Raw genomic sequence first — 14,550 nt, 5'->3', positions numbered from 1 at the left:
AATCCGGAAGCGAGATCCCTATGCCCAACGTGATGATTCGCAAAAACGACGCCGGAGCCCTGCTCTTCTACGTCGCCAAGAAGGACATGGAGGAGACCATCGCCTCCGTGGAAATGGATACCGCCGAGACCTGGGGCGGGGAAGTGGAGCTGACCGACGGATCGCGCTGGTACATTGATCCCATCAGCCCACCGCCCGCGTTTCCGACCACCCTGCGCTTCAAGCGCGGGGATGAATGAATGATGGCTCGCGGCCACGCCGCCGCGAGACGCAAGCGAACACTGGAGAATCCCAATGGCACTGAAAATCGTTCGAGACCTTTGCACGGCCTGTGGCGACTGCGAGCCGGTCTGCCCGACCCAGTCCATCACACCCTTCAAGGGCGTCTACAAGATCGACGCCAACACCTGTAGCGAATGCGAGGGTGACGGCGAGCCCGGCAGCCCGCAATGCCTGGAAGCCTGCATGGAAGACGACTGCATCGTACCGGTCTGAGGCGACCGGGGGCGAGGGAACGCCCGACTTGTCAGTTGTCAGTTGTCAGTTGTCAGCTGAGTATCGTGATTTCCGGTTTCTCCTTTCGAGGATAGCGGTCCAAGCCGAGACTCGCGGGAAAGAGCGGCTGACGACCATGCCGATCCGCCATGACGGCGATCAAGCGTATCCGGCGCAGGGTCGCGCATTCACCAACACGCCTGGGGAAATCCAACATGGCCAACGGCTCTCTCTCCGAAGACATCGCCCTGCGCATCGGCCTGGCCGCGCGCACCCTACCGGATACCGAGCCCGCGCGTCTGATCCGGGTGCTGGCGGACGCCGTGGGGCTTCCGCCCACCGCCGAGAGCCTCGCCGGTCTCAAGGTCAAGGATCTGAAGCAGGCCGCCGATGGCGAATTCGCCCATCTCGACCCGTCCGAGCTGAAAGCGGCGCTCGCCATCCTCAAGGGCGAGGGACTGGACGCGCCGGACGTGCCTCCGGCGATCGAGCCTTACGCCGATGGCGACATGCCGGACTCCATCCGGGTCGCCTGCGCCTCCGATCATGGCGAGGATCTCGATGGACATTTCGGCGCCGCGCGCCGCTTTCTCGTCTATCAGGTCTCGGCCGCCGAGCATCGCCTGATCGACGTTCGCGAGGTGGACGAATCGCAGGCGGGAGACGACAAGAACGCCTACCGAGCCGGACTCATCGCCGATTGCCAGGTGCTCTATGTCGCCTCCATCGGCGGACCGGCCGCAGCCAAGGTGGTCAAGAAGGACATCCATCCCATCAAGGACGCCAACGGCGGCGGCGCGCGCGAGCGCATGACCGCGCTCCAGACGATCCTCGCCGGCAAGGCCCCGCCCTGGCTGGCCAAGGCGATGGGGCATGCGCCCGAGGAACGGATCCGCTTCGAACGCGACGAGACCGAGGCATGATCGAGGCCGTCCGCATCCAGCAGGTCGCGGAAATCGTGCGGCGCGCCGGTCTCAACGAGCAGACCCTCGCCGCCCTGCGCGAGCACTTCGCGGATCTGCATTTTACCCACTGTCTGGACGATGACGTCGGCGCGGCCGAGCCCTTCCAGGCCACCGACGGCTTCAACATCTATCTGGTGGATGGCCGCGACCATTGTCTCAAGCTCACGACCGACCCCGAGGCGGCGACCGGTCTGCTGCTCGCCCAGGTCGAGGACGCGGCCTGACCGCCCCCAATGACGCGGCCATGACTTCGTCCGAGGACATCAAGCCAGCCCGCGCCTCGCTCGGCGATTGCAACCTCTGTCCCCATCGGCGCGATCTGCTGACCGAGGGACGCTGCACGCCGGGCGATGTCTGCGTGCGCGCCATGAGCGGTCGGCAGATTGAACGCTTCTTCCGTGTCAATCCGTCGCTCGCCGACGATTACGCGGGGGATGCCTTTTGGGAGCGACGCGCCATCGCGGCCCGTTATCTCTCCCAGAAAAAGCTCCTGCCGCTGATCCAGGATCCAGACGAGGTGGTGCGGCGCGTACTCGCCTACCGCCTGCCGATCGAGGCCCTGGACGCCCTGATCGGCGATCCCGACCGCGAGGTGCGCGTCACCATCGCCGACCGGCTGCCGCCGGATCGGGTCGAGCGACTCGCGACCGATCCCGATTATCTGGTCCGTCAGTATGTCGCGCGACGGCTCGCCCCCGGCCGGCTGTTCCGCATGATTCGTGACCCGGACCGTCAGGTGCGGGTCACGGTCGCCGAGCGTCTGCCGGTCGAGAGTCTCGGCCTGATGCGCGACGACCCCGAGCCCGAGGTTCGCCTCAAGGTCGCCGAGCGCATCGGCCTCGGCGAGGTCGGGCTCTTGATCAGCGACCCGGACTGGCGGGTGCGTGCGCGTCTGGCTGAGCGCCTGCCGCCGGAGGCGCTCGCTCCACTGCTCGATGATCCCGACCCGGACGTGCGGGCGATCGCCGAGGAGCGGACCGCCCGAAATCCGGCCAAGGGGACACCTTGACCCGCGCGCGAGCCCCGAGCCGCGAGCCCCCGTACAACGAACTTGTCGAGTCGAAGCACATGGTGAAGACAGCGAGCACTCTGGCCCCTGGACCCACGGCCGATCTGGAAACGCGCATGGCGCGCACCTGCCAGACGATGGAAGCCGCCGACGGGATCGAGGCCCTGGTGGGGGCCATCCAATCCCTCATGCCCGACCTGGAGGTGGCGCACGCCATGACCCGATCGGGCTGGCATCGGCTGGGCGGGGTGGTGGATCTCGACGGCCGGCGCATAGCCCACAACATCACGGAGTGGGCCGAGGCGGAATCCGGCGGCGATATCGACGAACTCATGTTCAAGCTCTCGGACGCGCGCTATTTCGCCACCCGTCTCAACGGCCAGACGCACTATCTGGTGGCCCGGACCGGCCCACTGGCGCGCGATTTCATCCAGATCGAGATCGAGCAGCTGCAGGAGGTGCTGGACCGGACCATTTCGGATCCCGACTGGTTTCCGGACAGCATCGCCGATTTTGTCGATCCGCTCGACTTCCCCCGTCTGGAGCCCGAGCCGGTCGGTCAGCCACGCTGGCTGTTCCGACGTCTGCTGCGCGTCCCGGACCTGATCGCCTCGCGCGATGCCAGCCCCCGGCTGGCGCGCTTCCTCGACGACTGGGACCGCAGCTCCGCCGTCGAATCCGAGGGCTTCTGCCACCACTGGGTGCTGGCCATCCGCGAGTATCAGGATCGCGACGGCGACGGACATCTGAGCGCCAAGCCCGTGGCCGCGCTCCAGGAGCGTCGCCCCCCCGCCCTACCGGATGCCGAGGTCGCGCGGGGCGCCGGTCTGGCGAACCAGATCCACGGCTTCGACCGAGAACTCGGCTACCCCTTCGCCTGGTATTTCCACATGCTGACCAACCGCCAGGTCTCGCACAAACTGGCCGAGGCGGTACACGCGGACCTGATGGGCGCCTACGCCTATCTGCCCGCCCGCGACCTCAAGATCCTGCGGGATTGGTATCAGGATCCCTACGGGCTCTGACGCTGGCTTCAGCCCAGGCTGGAACACACGGCCATTAAGGTGATTTCCGGGAAACCTGGCACCCCTGATCCGCGGGCGCGACCATGACGGATGCCTGGTTGGGGCGAGCGGAAGCGAACCCCAGCGCACCGCTCGACCGAACCGCGAGATGGCCGCGATCCAACCTTCCGCGTCCCGCTCAGGAGTCGAGCGCTGTGCGCTCCAGGATGTGTCGCGCCCAACTGCTGTGCGTGGCCGGTTCGCACATGGAGCCCTCGAACTTGAAAACGGCCCGATCCTCGACCAGGATGCGGCGGGCCGCTTCAAGGTCGTTCGGCGAGATGCGAAAACCCGCCTCGATCGCGGGTAGCTGACTGGGGTGGATCGCGGTCTTGCCGCAGAGTCCGTGGGCGATGTCGTCGTTGAGTTCCTCGCGCAGAATTTCCGGACAGTCGATGTGCTCGAAGACCGGCGCGGTGAGCTGAAATCCATGCGGTTTGAAGACCGTCACCAGGTTGGCGATGGTTTGACCCAGCGGCGTGCGGTAAATGGTCCGGTCGCGCGGTCGGCGGATGCCGAGCAGGGCGAGCAGGTCGTTGCCGCCGATGCGCAGCGCGAGGATCCGGTTCTGATAGCCGCGCTCGATGAGATGATCACGCAGCGCGATCATGCGCGCGGGTTCGAATACGTCGTGGGTTTCGAGCGTCGGCATGCAGAGATGCCGGGAGCCCTCGAGCCGTTCCATGTACTGGTCGGCGTTCTGGCGGTCGAATTTCGGGAAGACGAAACCATCCAGCTTCTCGATGCCGGGCAATTCCAGCAACCAGGCCAGGATATCGGGATTGCGCACACGCACGAACCGCAGAAGCGAATGACGGGGCTCCATGCCTTCGAGGCAGCGCCGCAGATTGTCGAGCCCGAATTCGAGCGCGCTCGGCGCGACCGAGTCCTCGGTACAGAAAATGACCGAACGCAACTCGGGCCATTTGGCCCCGTTGGCGATGCGCGAGACGTCCCGATGGGTGACGGGCACGTAGAGTGAGCCGCCAAGACGGTAGGCGCTAAGCATCTGAAATACCCTTGATGAGCGAAACGGCATGGTAGGGCAAGGAGGGATCGACTTGCCACCGGACCCCTTTCTCGCGCGCCAACTGCAAGAGATGAGCGACCTCCGGGGCCTCTGGGTCGCGGATGATGACCCGCTCCGGCAGCCGGCGCAATAGGACGCGGGTGGCCTCGCCAATGCCTGGCTTGATGAGGTTCTCATCCAGGATTGCGAAGTTCGCGCGGATGGCGGCAAGCAGACGCGCGGAGCGCGCCCGCCCCTCGGACGGGTCCACCGGGTTCGGATTGGGCGCGTAGCCGGCGTCGAGGCGCGCGCGGATCTCACCGAGCAGTTCCTCGACGAACCAGACCGAGAGATCGGCCGGGGCGAATTCACTGAAATGGACGCAGCCATGGAAATCGTCCGGGCCGATCCGCTCGTTCAGGATCGAGCGGCTGACGAGGCCCGACAGGGTGGCATTGAGGATGCTGGATGGAATCAGATAGTCCTCGTCCGAGGGGGCACGACCAACCCCCGCCAGATCGGTCAGGGCGAAGAGTCCGGGATCCAGACGCACGCCCTGGTTCTGGTTGAATGCGCGGATCCCACGCGACAACTCGCGGGCGATCACGCCCTTGCCGGTCCAACCATCCACGAACGCCAGTCCCGTGGGATTGCGCGCCGCCTGGTCGAGGATAAAACACAGGGCGTTCCTGTCGATACCCCGGTCGCGGATGATCGAGATGGAATAGTGAACCGCGTCACGGCCGAAGACCTCGTCCAGCACATGCTTGAGCACCACGCCGACCGGTGTGCCGGCACGCGCGAGGGAGACGAGCGTGATCTCGCCGGCGCGACGTGCCGCGATGATGGCCGCCAGGTCGAGAAGTCCTTGCGCCATGCGCCGCCGGCCCATGACGAAGGCTTGGTGAAAGACCTCCAGATAGCGGGGCGATGGCAGGGTTTCGCGGCTCAGCATCTCGCTGTAATGGCGTTGTCCGCTCTGAATCAGACGCTCCTTCTCGGTCAGGTCGATCGGTTCGAGCTCGATCGGCTTGAGCAGGAAATGAACGTCCTGGGGTCGGTAACTGCCTGAAAAGTGATCGCCGGCGGGGGGGTCGCGGATGATGCTCATGAATGCTGGCGCCTCGTCCGTTCCTGAACTGGAAGATGGCGACCGCGCGGGCGATCTCCAACGTCCATTGCCGCGACGGGTCGATCGTCTTCGCGGGATCGCGAAAGGCCGGAAGGGCGCCGGGGAAGCACCGCTCGACGCCTCAGAGGCGCACCCGTCGCAGGGTTTCCTCGAACAATTGGGAGCCGCGCGGGGTGATGGAGTAGTCGCACTCGGCCATGAAGGCGCCGTCGATCAGGCTGTCTCCGATCCCGATGGTCAGAAGATCGCCCCAATCGCGGCCGAGCCGTTCGATCAGATAGCGAACCGCCTGCTCCTTGCCGATTCGACGGGGAATCGCCGCCAGATTGTTGCCGTTACGGTGCAGGCGATGGGTGTCCGGGCGCGCCTCCACCCAGGGCCGCATGAGTTCCCGCTGCAAGCGGTCGAGATCCGCTTCCCGGCCGTCGCGGTATTTGGCGACCAGGTAAAAAGGCAGACCGAAGTCCTCGATGATCCGAACATGGGCCGCGAGTCCCTGGTGAACGATGAAGGTCTCCGCCAGGTCCAGCAACTCGGTCAGCCCGCCGATGGATTCCCGTGACGCCTCCGTCATGCGCTCCATCCAGACCCCATCGATCTTCCCGTCGGGATCCAGAATGATTCCGCCATAGTCGATGATCCGCCAGCTCCGAAACGGCAGATCCACCCGGCGCAGTGAGTCATGATCGCGCGCCGTGGTGGGAATCAGGGTGGCCTGGTCGTCCAGGAGCCGCCAGAAGGTCCGTTGTTTCGCCGTCATGAAGGAATGGGCGCGGCCATCCCCCAGGTAAGCGGTGGGATGCAGGTCCGAATCGCTTGGGCACTTGCGGCGGCTCTGGAAGAGGGTGTCATCCAGATCGAGGAAGACCAGTTGCCGCACGCTCAGACCAGTTCGAAGTCGGCCGGATTCAGACTCAGCTCCATCGCGATCTTGCGGGCGACCCGCTTCTCGCTGTCGTCGAAATTGCCGTCGGCGCCGGCGATGGCGATGATCAGACGCAGGATGAGGCGCGCGGCGTCGTCCTTGCCCTTCATCTTACGGATGGCGTCATAGGCCTTGGCCTCGCCCAGATCCTTGTCGAACTCGATCTGGGTCATGGCGTTCTGGAAGGACTCGATCAGCTCCTTGCTGGAGAAGACGGACAGCGCCTCGTAGTTCTCGATGAAGCGCATCATCTTCTGCTTCTCCTCGGAGGAGACGTTGCCGTCGGCCATGGAGACCAACACCGAGCCGCTCACGGCGGCGTTCAGGAAGTCCTTGTTCTTGAACTTCATCGCCTCATTCTTCAGCTCGGCTGCCTTGGTCTTGAGATTATTCAGAAAGTCTTGAAAAGCCATGGTGTCACCTGTTCAGTGGGTTGCGAGTGGATGAAGAAACAGCCGGGTCGGTCCTCGGGCGAGGAGGCCCTTGCGCCTGGCCTCGTTCAGCCAGGATGGGAATTCGTTCAGCGGATGATCGTAGAGTTCGCCCTCGGAGACCCCGTGCCGATCGTCCAAGGCGAAGAAGATGCAATTATCGACGATTCGGCCCGAGAGGTGGTCCAGTTTTTCCAGAACGCCGTGATTACGGCCGCCGATGCCGACGAAGGGCCAGAAGATCGGCCGGCTGGCGGACCCGAGGATGCGCGCCTCGATCTCGCGATTGCGAGGCACGCCGCCGCGAGGCGTCGCCTGGCGGTTACCGAGGCGGTCGAGGTCATCGATAGAAACCCCTGGGCCGCGCGCCGGGATCAACCCTTGCTGCCACGCACCCATTCGAGCCCCCAGTGATAAGCCTGGTCCATATCCATGTGTCCCCGATGGTAGTCGACCAGCTTGGTGATCTTGACCGCGCCACCCTGGTTTTCAAGCAGGGCGATGGCGCACATGGGCCGATCGTTGCGGTGGGAGTCGAGCCGGACCTCGATCTCGGGCTGTCCAGGGGTCTTGATGGTAATCAGCGCCTCGGCCTCGGCCCAGTTGGGCGCGCCCTCGTAGATGAAGGCATAGACCAGCACCCGCCGGATCTTGTCCCAATGCTGGCCGTTGATCCGCAGATTCTCGCCACCCGCGCTGGCGCCAGTGCGATCGTCCGCGTCCAGCCCGATGTAGGGCGAACGATGATAGTCGCCGAAGGTATCGCCCAAGGCCTGGACCGCGCTCTTCTCACCGTTGGCGAGATCGTAGAGACAGCCGACATCGAGATCGGTTCGATTGCTCCCCATGAGACCGCCGAGAAAGCCTTTCTTGGGCGACTGGACCGTTTTCCAGTTGAGGTTGATCAGGATCTCGCCATGCGCGGCGTTGGCCTGCTTCTCCAGGGAGACCGAATTGCCGCGTTTTTCGAGCGTGATCTTGCTCAGATTGACCGGCGGCGACTGGGGCTTGGGCGGCTGGGTCGGCGGCGGGGCGGGCGCTTCGTCCGCCACGGCGCCGCCGAAATGCGCGACCAGGGCGGCCATGCCGCCGTTGAAGCCCTGTCCGAGCGCGCTGGTCCGCCAGATTCCGTCCTTGCGGTAGATCTCCAGCAGCATGAGGGCGCGCTCCTGGGCGAAGTCGCTCCCGGTGAAGGCGAAACGCCCAACCTCGTTGCCGCCATCCATGAAGCGGATATGACCGCTGGCGATCCGGGACATGGTCCCGGCCCCGTCGATGGCGGCGGTGATGGTCAACCGCTCGATGCTGGCCGGCAGCCGGCCCAGGTCGAATGAAAAACCGGCCATGTCGCCCGCCGGGGTGGCGAGCGCCACGCCACCGCAGGGGGTGGACGGCTGGTTGAAGAAGGTCATGTAACGCTCATCGGAGAGCTTGCCACCGGCATCCAGGCCGAAGCAGGCGAAATCGATGATCAGTCCGGGCGCGTTGATCGCGATGCCCAGCGAGAAGCGCTGGCCGTTCGGCGCCAGGTCCGTGATCTTGGCCCGCTGTCCGCGTGAAAAATTCATCTGTTGACTCCCAAATCCGTCCTGCTCGACATGCGTCAAAAGACCCTGGGCTGGAAATCGTCCGGGACATCCAGCTCGAAGACTTGATCGTGGATCCGCGCGACATAGAAACCCTCGCGCAAGGCGCGCTCGCGCATGGCCGCCGAGAGATCCACCGCCGCCAGGATCCCGAACAGCCGCTTGTCGCGGTGCTCCGGAAAGAAGACGCGAAACTGCTCCAACAGGGTCTTCATCTGGGCGATCGCCTCCTCGCGCAGATGGCTCTTGACCTCGACCAGATAGACGGCCTTGAGGTCGCCGTTGGCGTAGGACAGCACGTCGATCTCCAGATGCCGACCGGCCTTGCTGACGCGCACGCTCGGACTCACCACCTCCATGCCGAAACGCTCGCGCAGCAGTTTCTCCATGGAAGGCAGGGCCAGCCCCTCGGTGAAGCTGCCGAATTTTTCGCCCAGACCGCCGATCTGCTTGCCCAGCTCCTTCAGTTGCCGGTCGGTCTTGCGCTGCTCGCGTTCGGTCAGTTGCCGCTCCTCCCGAAACAGACGCTCGGTTTTCTGGCGCTCTTCGCTCCAGCGTCGCGCGGATTCCTCGCTCTCTTCGCGCCACAGGCGCGCGGATTCCTGAAATTTCCGATCCGTTTCCTGAAATTTCCGATCCGTTTCCTTCTGCGCGGCAATCAGTTCACGCAACAGATCCCAAACCTCATCGGCCGTTGCAGCCATGGCGTCATCCTCCCGGATTCAATCGTCGATCTGGCCAGACCGCGCCCCAGGCCAGACAAAAAGGATGGTCTCGAAGGCGATCCCGCGACGCCGATCCGCCGCAGGGACGCGGTCGCGGGCGCCTCAACCCACGTTGACGCCATGCTGGAGCGCCAGCGCGTGCAGTCCACCCGTGTAGCCCTGGCCGACGGCCTTGAACTTCCAATCCCCGCTGTGGCGGTAGATCTCGCCGAAAATCATGGCGGTCTCGGTGGAATAGTCCTCGGAGAGGTCGAAGCGGACCACTTCCTGGTTGTTGTCGCGGTTGACGACGCGCACGAAGGCATTGCTGACCTGTCCGAAATTCTGTTTGCGCGCCTCGGCGTCGTGGATGGTGACCACGATCACCAACCGCTGGATCTCGGGCGGAACCTTGGAGAGGATCACCCTGACCGATTCATCGTCGCCCTCGCCCTCGCCGGTCAGGTTGTCGCCGGTGTGCTCGACCGAGCCTTCCTGCGAGGTTTTCTGATTGTAGAAGATGAAATAGGCGTCGCTCGGCACCTTGCCGTCGTCCTTGACCAGAAAGAGGCTGGCGTCCAGGTCGAACGCCTGCCCATCGGTCGCGCGCGCGTCCCAGCCCAGCCCGACGAGCGCGTTCTCCAGGTTGGGGGCTTCCTTGCTCAGGTTGATGTTGCCGCCTTTGTTCAAGCTGATGGCCATGCTTGCCTCCGGTAACCGTGGTTATCCGCCAGGGGTCGGCGATCGAATCGCGCGCGGACCCCGTGGCTTAGGGATGATGGGGATCGTCAGTCGGCGCCGATTTCGGGTAGCGAAAGGTGAGACAACCGGCCCCCAATGCCTGCGTCAGGTCGTCCAGCCCATCGCGCGGCGTTTCGTGACAGACGATGATCAGGGCATGATCGCCGGGGTCGACGTTGTACAGATAGTTGCGAATGCCCTCGCCGTAATTATCCCCGAAGACGAGTCGGCGTTCGACATCCGCGCCCGTCAGGATGGGCGAGCGGCTGGTCGCCTGCACGGCGACGATGAACCCCAGCGCCTCCAGTCCGAGGCCGACGCGGAAGGCCACATGCATGAACTCGCCGGTGCCCAACACCAGGATCCGCGCGCCGGGAACAAGCCCGGCGACGAGCCGAGTCAGCTCCTCGGACGCGATCTCGATGGGATGTTCGATGCCGAAACGCCCAGCGTTCTCGGCGAGTTGCCATGGCTCGCGCCGGTTGTCTCCGACCGCCGCCGGCGCTTCCCCTGTAAGCGGGCTGTCCGTCGGCTGGAATTCGAAGTCCCCATGAAGCGCCGCCACGCATTCGACCGGCAGGCCCAGTCGCGCGGAAAAACGCTCGGCGCTATCCGTACCGCTGAAGTTGGTGATGGAGACGAAGTGGATCCGCTCGATCCGGGGATTGAGTCGCCGATAGGCCGATACCAGGTTACACAGCGTCACGCCGGTACTGATTTCGTCATCGATCAGGATGAGTTCGCGGGCCGCGTGGAAGCGCGCCAACCGTTCGGGTTGGATCGGTGCGTACAGCAACTGGTCGGGGGCGTGACAATGGGGCTCCTGGAATTCCAGGGGCGAGTGCCCGGCGACACGATATCGGGTCGAGTGGATGAACAGCGCCTCGGCGTCGGGTTGCCGCTCCAGCATCGCCTCGAAGACGCCCTGCCCCAATCCGGTCGCGGTCTCCGCCATGGCGACGAAGAGCCAGGGGCCGGCCCCCAGGTCGAGTCGAGACGCCAGATGCTGGTGGATCGCCCGCATCCGTCCGGGTGTGGCCGGCCAGTGCTTGCCGAGCACCTTGCTGAGAAAGAGGAAACCGCGCTTGCGGTTGTCGCGCGCGGCGAAACCGCAAAGATCGTCGAGCGGGAAGACCGATTCGCGCACCCGGACGTTGAGAACCCCCGTGTCCAGTCGCACCTGGCGCAGGCTCAAACCACCACCTCGATTCGCGCGTAATCGGGAACCTCCAGGATCCGCGATTCCTCCGCGACCAGCGGTGGGCCGTCGTCGGCGAATCCGCGGATGAGGCCATGAAGCGCGAGATAAGGGAGATTGACGCTGGTCGCGCCCGTATAGCCGATGCCGCCCGCGAAGCGGGGATTGATCTCCAGCAGACGCAGGCCGTTTCGGCCCTCGCGAAACTGGGCGTTGAAGAGTCCGGTCAGCCCGAAGATCTCGGTCAGCTCGGCCACGGCTTGGGTCAGGGCGGGCAGAGCGGTTATTCGCTGACCATAGCCAGCCCCGGTTTCCTTGCGGCGCTGCGTCAGCGCGACCAGTCGACGGCCGTCGCCCAGGCTGTCGACGCTATACTCGGCGCCGTCCAGATGCTCCATCAACAACAGGGGCTCGAAGGCTCCGGCCTCTCTCAAGAGCTGACGCAGTCCATCGAGATGGATCGCGTAGAGCACCCCTTGCACCAGGATATCCAGACCCCGGCGTCCCTCCTCGATGACGCGGAAACCAGCGCCGTTCACCCCCTTGGCCGGCTTGATGCACAAGACCGGGTGGAGCGCGCGCAGCCGCTCATAGGCCGCCTCGAATTCCTCAAGGGTGCGACATTCCAGCGTGTCGGGCGTGGGTATGAAGAAGTGACGAGCCTGGGCGGAAAAACGGGCCTTGTCGTGCAGCAAATCCAGGTTTTCGGGCGAGGCGACCGACAGAACCCGGACCCCCTCGGCGGCGAAGCGGTCGCGATGCTCCGCCAGCAGACGAGCCTCCTTGCCCGGCCAGAGCGCGTCGATGCGCCGCTCGCGACAGAAGTCGAGGCAGTAATCGATATACCCCGGACCGGTCAGGCCGGCTGGTTCCAACGCCCATTCATGCGCCGCCGCGAAGCCGGGAAAGCTCGCCTGGGTATGGGTGCAGACCAGATGGAATTCCCCGCCCTCGTCACCCCGCCGGACAAGGTCGAGGAGGGCGCGGACATTGGAGAAGGTTCGGTTGAACCAGACGCGGGTCATTAGGAATTCCGCCACCCGGCTCTAGAGGTGCGGCTGGATCTGCGGCAGCAGTTGCTCGAAGGTGCGACCCTGCCCGACCTCGCCGATGGCATGCATCTTCCACTCGCCACCGTGCCGATAGATCTTGGCCATGATCATGGCCGAGTGGGTGCCCTGACAGCTCAGGTCGTAGCGCGCGATCTCGGCATTGTTGGCGCCGTTGATGATGCGGCAATAGGCGTTCGCGACCTGGGAGAAATCCTGGCCGGTGTAGTTGTTGACGGTGAAGACCAGGCTCTTGATGGTTGGCGGAATCGCCGAGAGATTGACCTGGATCTGCTCGTCGTCGCCCTCGCCCTCGCCGGTGCGGTTATCGCCGGTGTGGTGAACGCTGCCGTCCGAGCTGGTGAGCTGGCGGAACCAGACCGTATCCAGCAGGTTGCCCTGCTCGTCGAACATCAGGCAGGAGGCGTCGAGATCGACGCTCTCGCCACCACCGCCACCCCCGAACAGACCGCCCAGGAATCCGCCGCTCTTGCCCTGCGCGGCATCCCATCCCAAACCCATGACGATGCGGCTCAAGCCGCCACCGGCTTCCTTTTCCAGTGAAATTTTCTGGCCTTTCTGAAGACTGATGCCCATCGTTCCTATCCTCGTGTCGTGGTGTTCGCCGCCAAGCCGAAGCGGCTTGTGGTCCGAAGTGGGTTATTGCGCCTGGGTGCGGAACACGGCCCGATTGCGCGAGCAGATCACGACCTTGCCCTGGCCGCTGAAGCGGATCACCAGTCCCTCTCCCGAGGTCGCCGAATTGACGATGTTGCCGAAGAACCCGCCGCCGGTGCGCGGCGTCCCGACCTCGTAGCGCAGGCCGGAGGTCCAGGCCACCGCGTGACTGTTGTCGATCACGGTGTCATGGCCGGGCGTGATGTCGAGCGTGAAGATCGACCCGAAGCCGGACACGGCCAGCTTGCCTCGGCCGACCGCCTCCATGATGACAAATCCGCCGGTCCCGCCGAACAGCCCGCCGCCCAGCGTATTGAGGCGCGGACGCACCTCCACGCCCGATTCGGCCGCCAGAAAGCTGCCGTCGGACAGGGTGTAGGAGGCGTCCGGCCCCACGTCCAGCAGTTCGATGGCACCGGGCAGGGTCGGCGACAGCAGACAGTCGCCATCGCCGCCAACCGCCTCGATCTCCTGCTGGAACAGGGATTCGTCGTTGGCCAGGCGGCGCATCAGGGCGCGCCCCAATCCGCCGCGCAGTTGGCCCTTCACCTGCAAGGGCTCCTCCATCATGACCATGGCGCCGGACTCGCAGAAGATCTTCTCGCCCTTGCGCAGACTCACATGCAGGAAGGGATCGATCTCCCCGGTGATGGTGAAGCTTGGCATTGGTTGAACCCTCTCGGCGGAGCGCTCGAAAGCCGCCAGCCCCCTGCTCTTGCGCTCGGAACTGGCGGCCGATATCAGCCGACGTTCACGCCATGGTCGGACGCCAGCGCCTGCAGGCCACCGGCGAAGCCCTGGCCCACGGCCTTGAACTTCCACTCCGCGCCGTTGCGGTAGACCTCGCCGAACACCATGGCGGTCTCGGTGGAGTAATCCTCCGAGAGATCGAAACGGGCCAGTTCGGTGTTGCTGTCCTTGTTCAGCACGCGCATGAAGGCGTTGCGCACCATGCCGAAATTCTGCTTACGGGTCTCGGCCTCGTGGATGGTGACGGCGAAGACGATGCGCTGAACCCCGGCCTCGACCCCCGGAAGATTGATGCTCACGGTCTCGTCGTCGCCCTCGCCGGCGCCGGTGGTGTTGTCGCCGGCATGGATCACGGCGCCGTCGGGGGAGGTCTTCTGGTTATAGAAGACGAAGTGTCCATCGGACAGCACCTTGCCGTTCTCACCGACCAGGAAGACGCTGGCGTCCAGGTCGAAAGCCGCGCCATCGGTGGAACGGGCATCCCAGCCCAACCCGATCAGCGCGTTGGTCATGCCGGGATCGGTCTTGGTCAGGCTGACGTTGCCGCCTTTCTGCAAGCTGATGGCCATGTGGTTCTCCTCAAGTCGTGTTGGAAGGATCGAGAGCGAAGTCTGGACGCCGGCGCGGGGCCGGTCTGTCGCGCGGATCGACGCTGGATCGCCTGACTGGCTGGCCAGTCCTCTCGGCGTCGCGTCGGCGATGGTGTGAATCTTGATCGAGGCGCGCTTAGTGTAGTCGAGTCCCTGGCCGCGCGGTACAAGCTTACGGATTCTTCATCTTGCCGAAACCTTCGCCGGGCTTGGTCACACGTCCG

19 protein-coding genes are annotated in these 14,550 nt (G+C 64.7%); 6 read left to right on the top strand and 13 right to left on the bottom strand.

Features of this window, described 5'->3' with window-relative positions; translation table 11 throughout:
• Window positions 1–20 precede the first annotated feature (20 nt).
• The 6 genes from nifT to CKO27_RS08520 all read left to right on the top strand — a co-directional run bounded on the left by nifT (window position 21) and on the right by CKO27_RS08520 (window position 3,494).
• A complete protein-coding gene (gene nifT, locus CKO27_RS08545) occupies window positions 21–239 on the top strand; it encodes a putative nitrogen fixation protein NifT (RefSeq protein WP_200374460.1) in 219 nt (72 codons plus the stop codon).
• 55 nt (window positions 240–294) lie between these two features.
• Entirely contained in the window at window positions 295–495 is a 201-nt protein-coding gene (locus tag CKO27_RS08540) for a 4Fe-4S binding protein (protein WP_200374459.1), read from the top strand.
• Window positions 496–710: 215 nt separating this feature from the next.
• Window positions 711–1,418: a dinitrogenase iron-molybdenum cofactor biosynthesis protein gene (locus CKO27_RS08535; RefSeq protein WP_200374458.1), complete on the top strand. Its 708-nt coding sequence runs from the start codon at window positions 711–713 to the stop codon at window positions 1,416–1,418.
• Window positions 1,415–1,684 (top strand): DUF6129 family protein, encoded by a 270-nt coding sequence (locus tag CKO27_RS08530; RefSeq protein WP_200374457.1) that lies wholly within the window; start codon window positions 1,415–1,417, stop codon window positions 1,682–1,684. Before CKO27_RS08535 ends, CKO27_RS08530 begins: the two co-directional genes overlap by 4 nt.
• 20 nt (window positions 1,685–1,704) lie before the next feature.
• Window positions 1,705–2,469 (top strand): 4Fe4S-binding leucine-rich repeat protein, encoded by a 765-nt coding sequence (locus tag CKO27_RS08525; RefSeq protein ID WP_200374456.1) that lies wholly within the window; start codon window positions 1,705–1,707, stop codon window positions 2,467–2,469.
• A gap of 59 nt (window positions 2,470–2,528) precedes the next feature.
• Window positions 2,529–3,494 (top strand): hypothetical protein, encoded by a 966-nt coding sequence (locus CKO27_RS08520; protein ID WP_200374455.1) that lies wholly within the window; start codon window positions 2,529–2,531, stop codon window positions 3,492–3,494.
• A 178-nt stretch (window positions 3,495–3,672) separates the two neighbouring features.
• Here the strand turns inward: CKO27_RS08520 and CKO27_RS08515 are convergent, their stop codons facing one another.
• From CKO27_RS08515 to CKO27_RS08455, 13 genes are all read right to left on the bottom strand, one after another.
• Complete coding sequence (locus tag CKO27_RS08515) at window positions 3,673–4,542, bottom strand: HpcH/HpaI aldolase/citrate lyase family protein (protein ID WP_200374454.1); 870 nt, start codon at window positions 4,540–4,542, stop codon at window positions 3,673–3,675.
• Entirely contained in the window at window positions 4,535–5,653 is a 1,119-nt protein-coding gene (locus tag CKO27_RS08510; RefSeq protein ID WP_200374453.1) for a cysteine protease StiP family protein, read from the bottom strand. The genes CKO27_RS08515 and CKO27_RS08510 overlap by 8 nt, the downstream gene beginning before the upstream one ends.
• Window positions 5,654–5,795: 142 nt before the next feature.
• Window positions 5,796–6,554, bottom strand: a complete 759-nt coding sequence (locus CKO27_RS08505; protein WP_200374452.1) for an HAD family hydrolase — start codon at window positions 6,552–6,554, stop codon at window positions 5,796–5,798.
• 2 nt (window positions 6,555–6,556) lie between these two features.
• Window positions 6,557–7,012 (bottom strand): tellurite resistance TerB family protein, encoded by a 456-nt coding sequence (locus tag CKO27_RS08500; RefSeq protein ID WP_200374451.1) that lies wholly within the window; start codon window positions 7,010–7,012, stop codon window positions 6,557–6,559.
• A gap of 12 nt (window positions 7,013–7,024) precedes the next feature.
• Window positions 7,025–7,327, bottom strand: coding sequence for a VWA domain-containing protein (locus CKO27_RS08495; protein ID WP_200374450.1), 303 nt, complete (start codon window positions 7,325–7,327; stop codon window positions 7,025–7,027).
• 77 nt (window positions 7,328–7,404) lie between these two features.
• Entirely contained in the window at window positions 7,405–8,598 is a 1,194-nt protein-coding gene (locus CKO27_RS08490) for a TerD family protein (protein WP_200374449.1), read from the bottom strand.
• A 35-nt stretch (window positions 8,599–8,633) separates the two neighbouring features.
• Window positions 8,634–9,320: a DUF3782 domain-containing protein gene (locus CKO27_RS08485; RefSeq protein ID WP_200374448.1), complete on the bottom strand. Its 687-nt coding sequence runs from the start codon at window positions 9,318–9,320 to the stop codon at window positions 8,634–8,636.
• Between the two features lie 123 nt (window positions 9,321–9,443).
• Window positions 9,444–10,022 (bottom strand): TerD family protein, encoded by a 579-nt coding sequence (locus CKO27_RS08480; protein WP_200374447.1) that lies wholly within the window; start codon window positions 10,020–10,022, stop codon window positions 9,444–9,446.
• A gap of 67 nt (window positions 10,023–10,089) precedes the next feature.
• Window positions 10,090–11,256 carry a phosphoribosyltransferase domain-containing protein gene (locus CKO27_RS08475; RefSeq protein ID WP_200374446.1) on the bottom strand — a complete coding sequence of 389 codons (1,167 nt, stop codon included), beginning with the start codon at window positions 11,254–11,256 and terminating at the stop codon, window positions 10,090–10,092.
• Complete coding sequence (locus tag CKO27_RS08470) at window positions 11,253–12,284, bottom strand: ATP-grasp domain-containing protein (protein WP_200374445.1); 1,032 nt, start codon at window positions 12,282–12,284, stop codon at window positions 11,253–11,255. Before CKO27_RS08470 ends, CKO27_RS08475 begins: the two co-directional genes overlap by 4 nt.
• Window positions 12,285–12,305: 21 nt before the next feature.
• Window positions 12,306–12,905: a TerD family protein gene (locus CKO27_RS08465; protein ID WP_200374444.1), complete on the bottom strand. Its 600-nt coding sequence runs from the start codon at window positions 12,903–12,905 to the stop codon at window positions 12,306–12,308.
• A 63-nt stretch (window positions 12,906–12,968) separates the two neighbouring features.
• Window positions 12,969–13,652, bottom strand: a complete 684-nt coding sequence (locus CKO27_RS08460; protein WP_200374443.1) for a TIGR00266 family protein — start codon at window positions 13,650–13,652, stop codon at window positions 12,969–12,971.
• 74 nt (window positions 13,653–13,726) lie between these two features.
• A complete protein-coding gene (locus CKO27_RS08455; RefSeq protein ID WP_200374442.1) occupies window positions 13,727–14,305 on the bottom strand; it encodes a TerD family protein in 579 nt (192 codons plus the stop codon).
• Window positions 14,306–14,550: the final 245 nt, after the last annotated feature.

It is taken from the genome of Thiocystis violacea (assembly GCF_016583575.1).
GTDB lineage: Bacteria > Pseudomonadota > Gammaproteobacteria > Chromatiales > Chromatiaceae > Thiocystis > Thiocystis violacea.
Note: the sequence above shows the minus strand (reverse complement) of the source record. Positions and strands in the feature narration are given on the sequence as shown.

Excerpts from the sequence above, each read along its gene's own strand:
- CKO27_RS08520 (WP_200374455.1), top strand. The coding sequence starts at position 2,529 with ATGGTGAAGACAGCGAGCACTCTGGCCCCTGGACCCACGGCCGATCTG.
- CKO27_RS08540 (WP_200374459.1), top strand. The coding sequence starts at position 295 with ATGGCACTGAAAATCGTTCGAGACCTTTGCACGGCCTGTGGCGACTGC.
- CKO27_RS08455 (WP_200374442.1), bottom strand. The coding sequence starts at position 14,305 with ATGGCCATCAGCTTGCAGAAAGGCGGCAACGTCAGCCTGACCAAGACC.
- nifT (WP_200374460.1), top strand. The coding sequence starts at position 21 with ATGCCCAACGTGATGATTCGCAAAAACGACGCCGGAGCCCTGCTCTTC.
- CKO27_RS08470 (WP_200374445.1), bottom strand. The coding sequence starts at position 12,284 with ATGACCCGCGTCTGGTTCAACCGAACCTTCTCCAATGTCCGCGCCCTC.
- CKO27_RS08515 (WP_200374454.1), bottom strand. The coding sequence starts at position 4,542 with ATGCTTAGCGCCTACCGTCTTGGCGGCTCACTCTACGTGCCCGTCACC.
- CKO27_RS08465 (WP_200374444.1), bottom strand. The coding sequence starts at position 12,905 with ATGGGCATCAGTCTTCAGAAAGGCCAGAAAATTTCACTGGAAAAGGAA.
- CKO27_RS08525 (WP_200374456.1), top strand. The coding sequence starts at position 1,705 with ATGACTTCGTCCGAGGACATCAAGCCAGCCCGCGCCTCGCTCGGCGAT.
- CKO27_RS08460 (WP_200374443.1), bottom strand. The coding sequence starts at position 13,652 with ATGCCAAGCTTCACCATCACCGGGGAGATCGATCCCTTCCTGCATGTG.
- CKO27_RS08490 (WP_200374449.1), bottom strand. The coding sequence starts at position 8,598 with ATGAATTTTTCACGCGGACAGCGGGCCAAGATCACGGACCTGGCGCCG.
- CKO27_RS08480 (WP_200374447.1), bottom strand. The coding sequence starts at position 10,022 with ATGGCCATCAGCTTGAACAAAGGCGGCAACATCAACCTGAGCAAGGAA.
- CKO27_RS08530 (WP_200374457.1), top strand. The coding sequence starts at position 1,415 with ATGATCGAGGCCGTCCGCATCCAGCAGGTCGCGGAAATCGTGCGGCGC.
- CKO27_RS08500 (WP_200374451.1), bottom strand. The coding sequence starts at position 7,012 with ATGGCTTTTCAAGACTTTCTGAATAATCTCAAGACCAAGGCAGCCGAG.
- CKO27_RS08535 (WP_200374458.1), top strand. The coding sequence starts at position 711 with ATGGCCAACGGCTCTCTCTCCGAAGACATCGCCCTGCGCATCGGCCTG.
- CKO27_RS08510 (WP_200374453.1), bottom strand. The coding sequence starts at position 5,653 with ATGAGCATCATCCGCGACCCCCCCGCCGGCGATCACTTTTCAGGCAGT.
- CKO27_RS08485 (WP_200374448.1), bottom strand. The coding sequence starts at position 9,320 with ATGGCTGCAACGGCCGATGAGGTTTGGGATCTGTTGCGTGAACTGATT.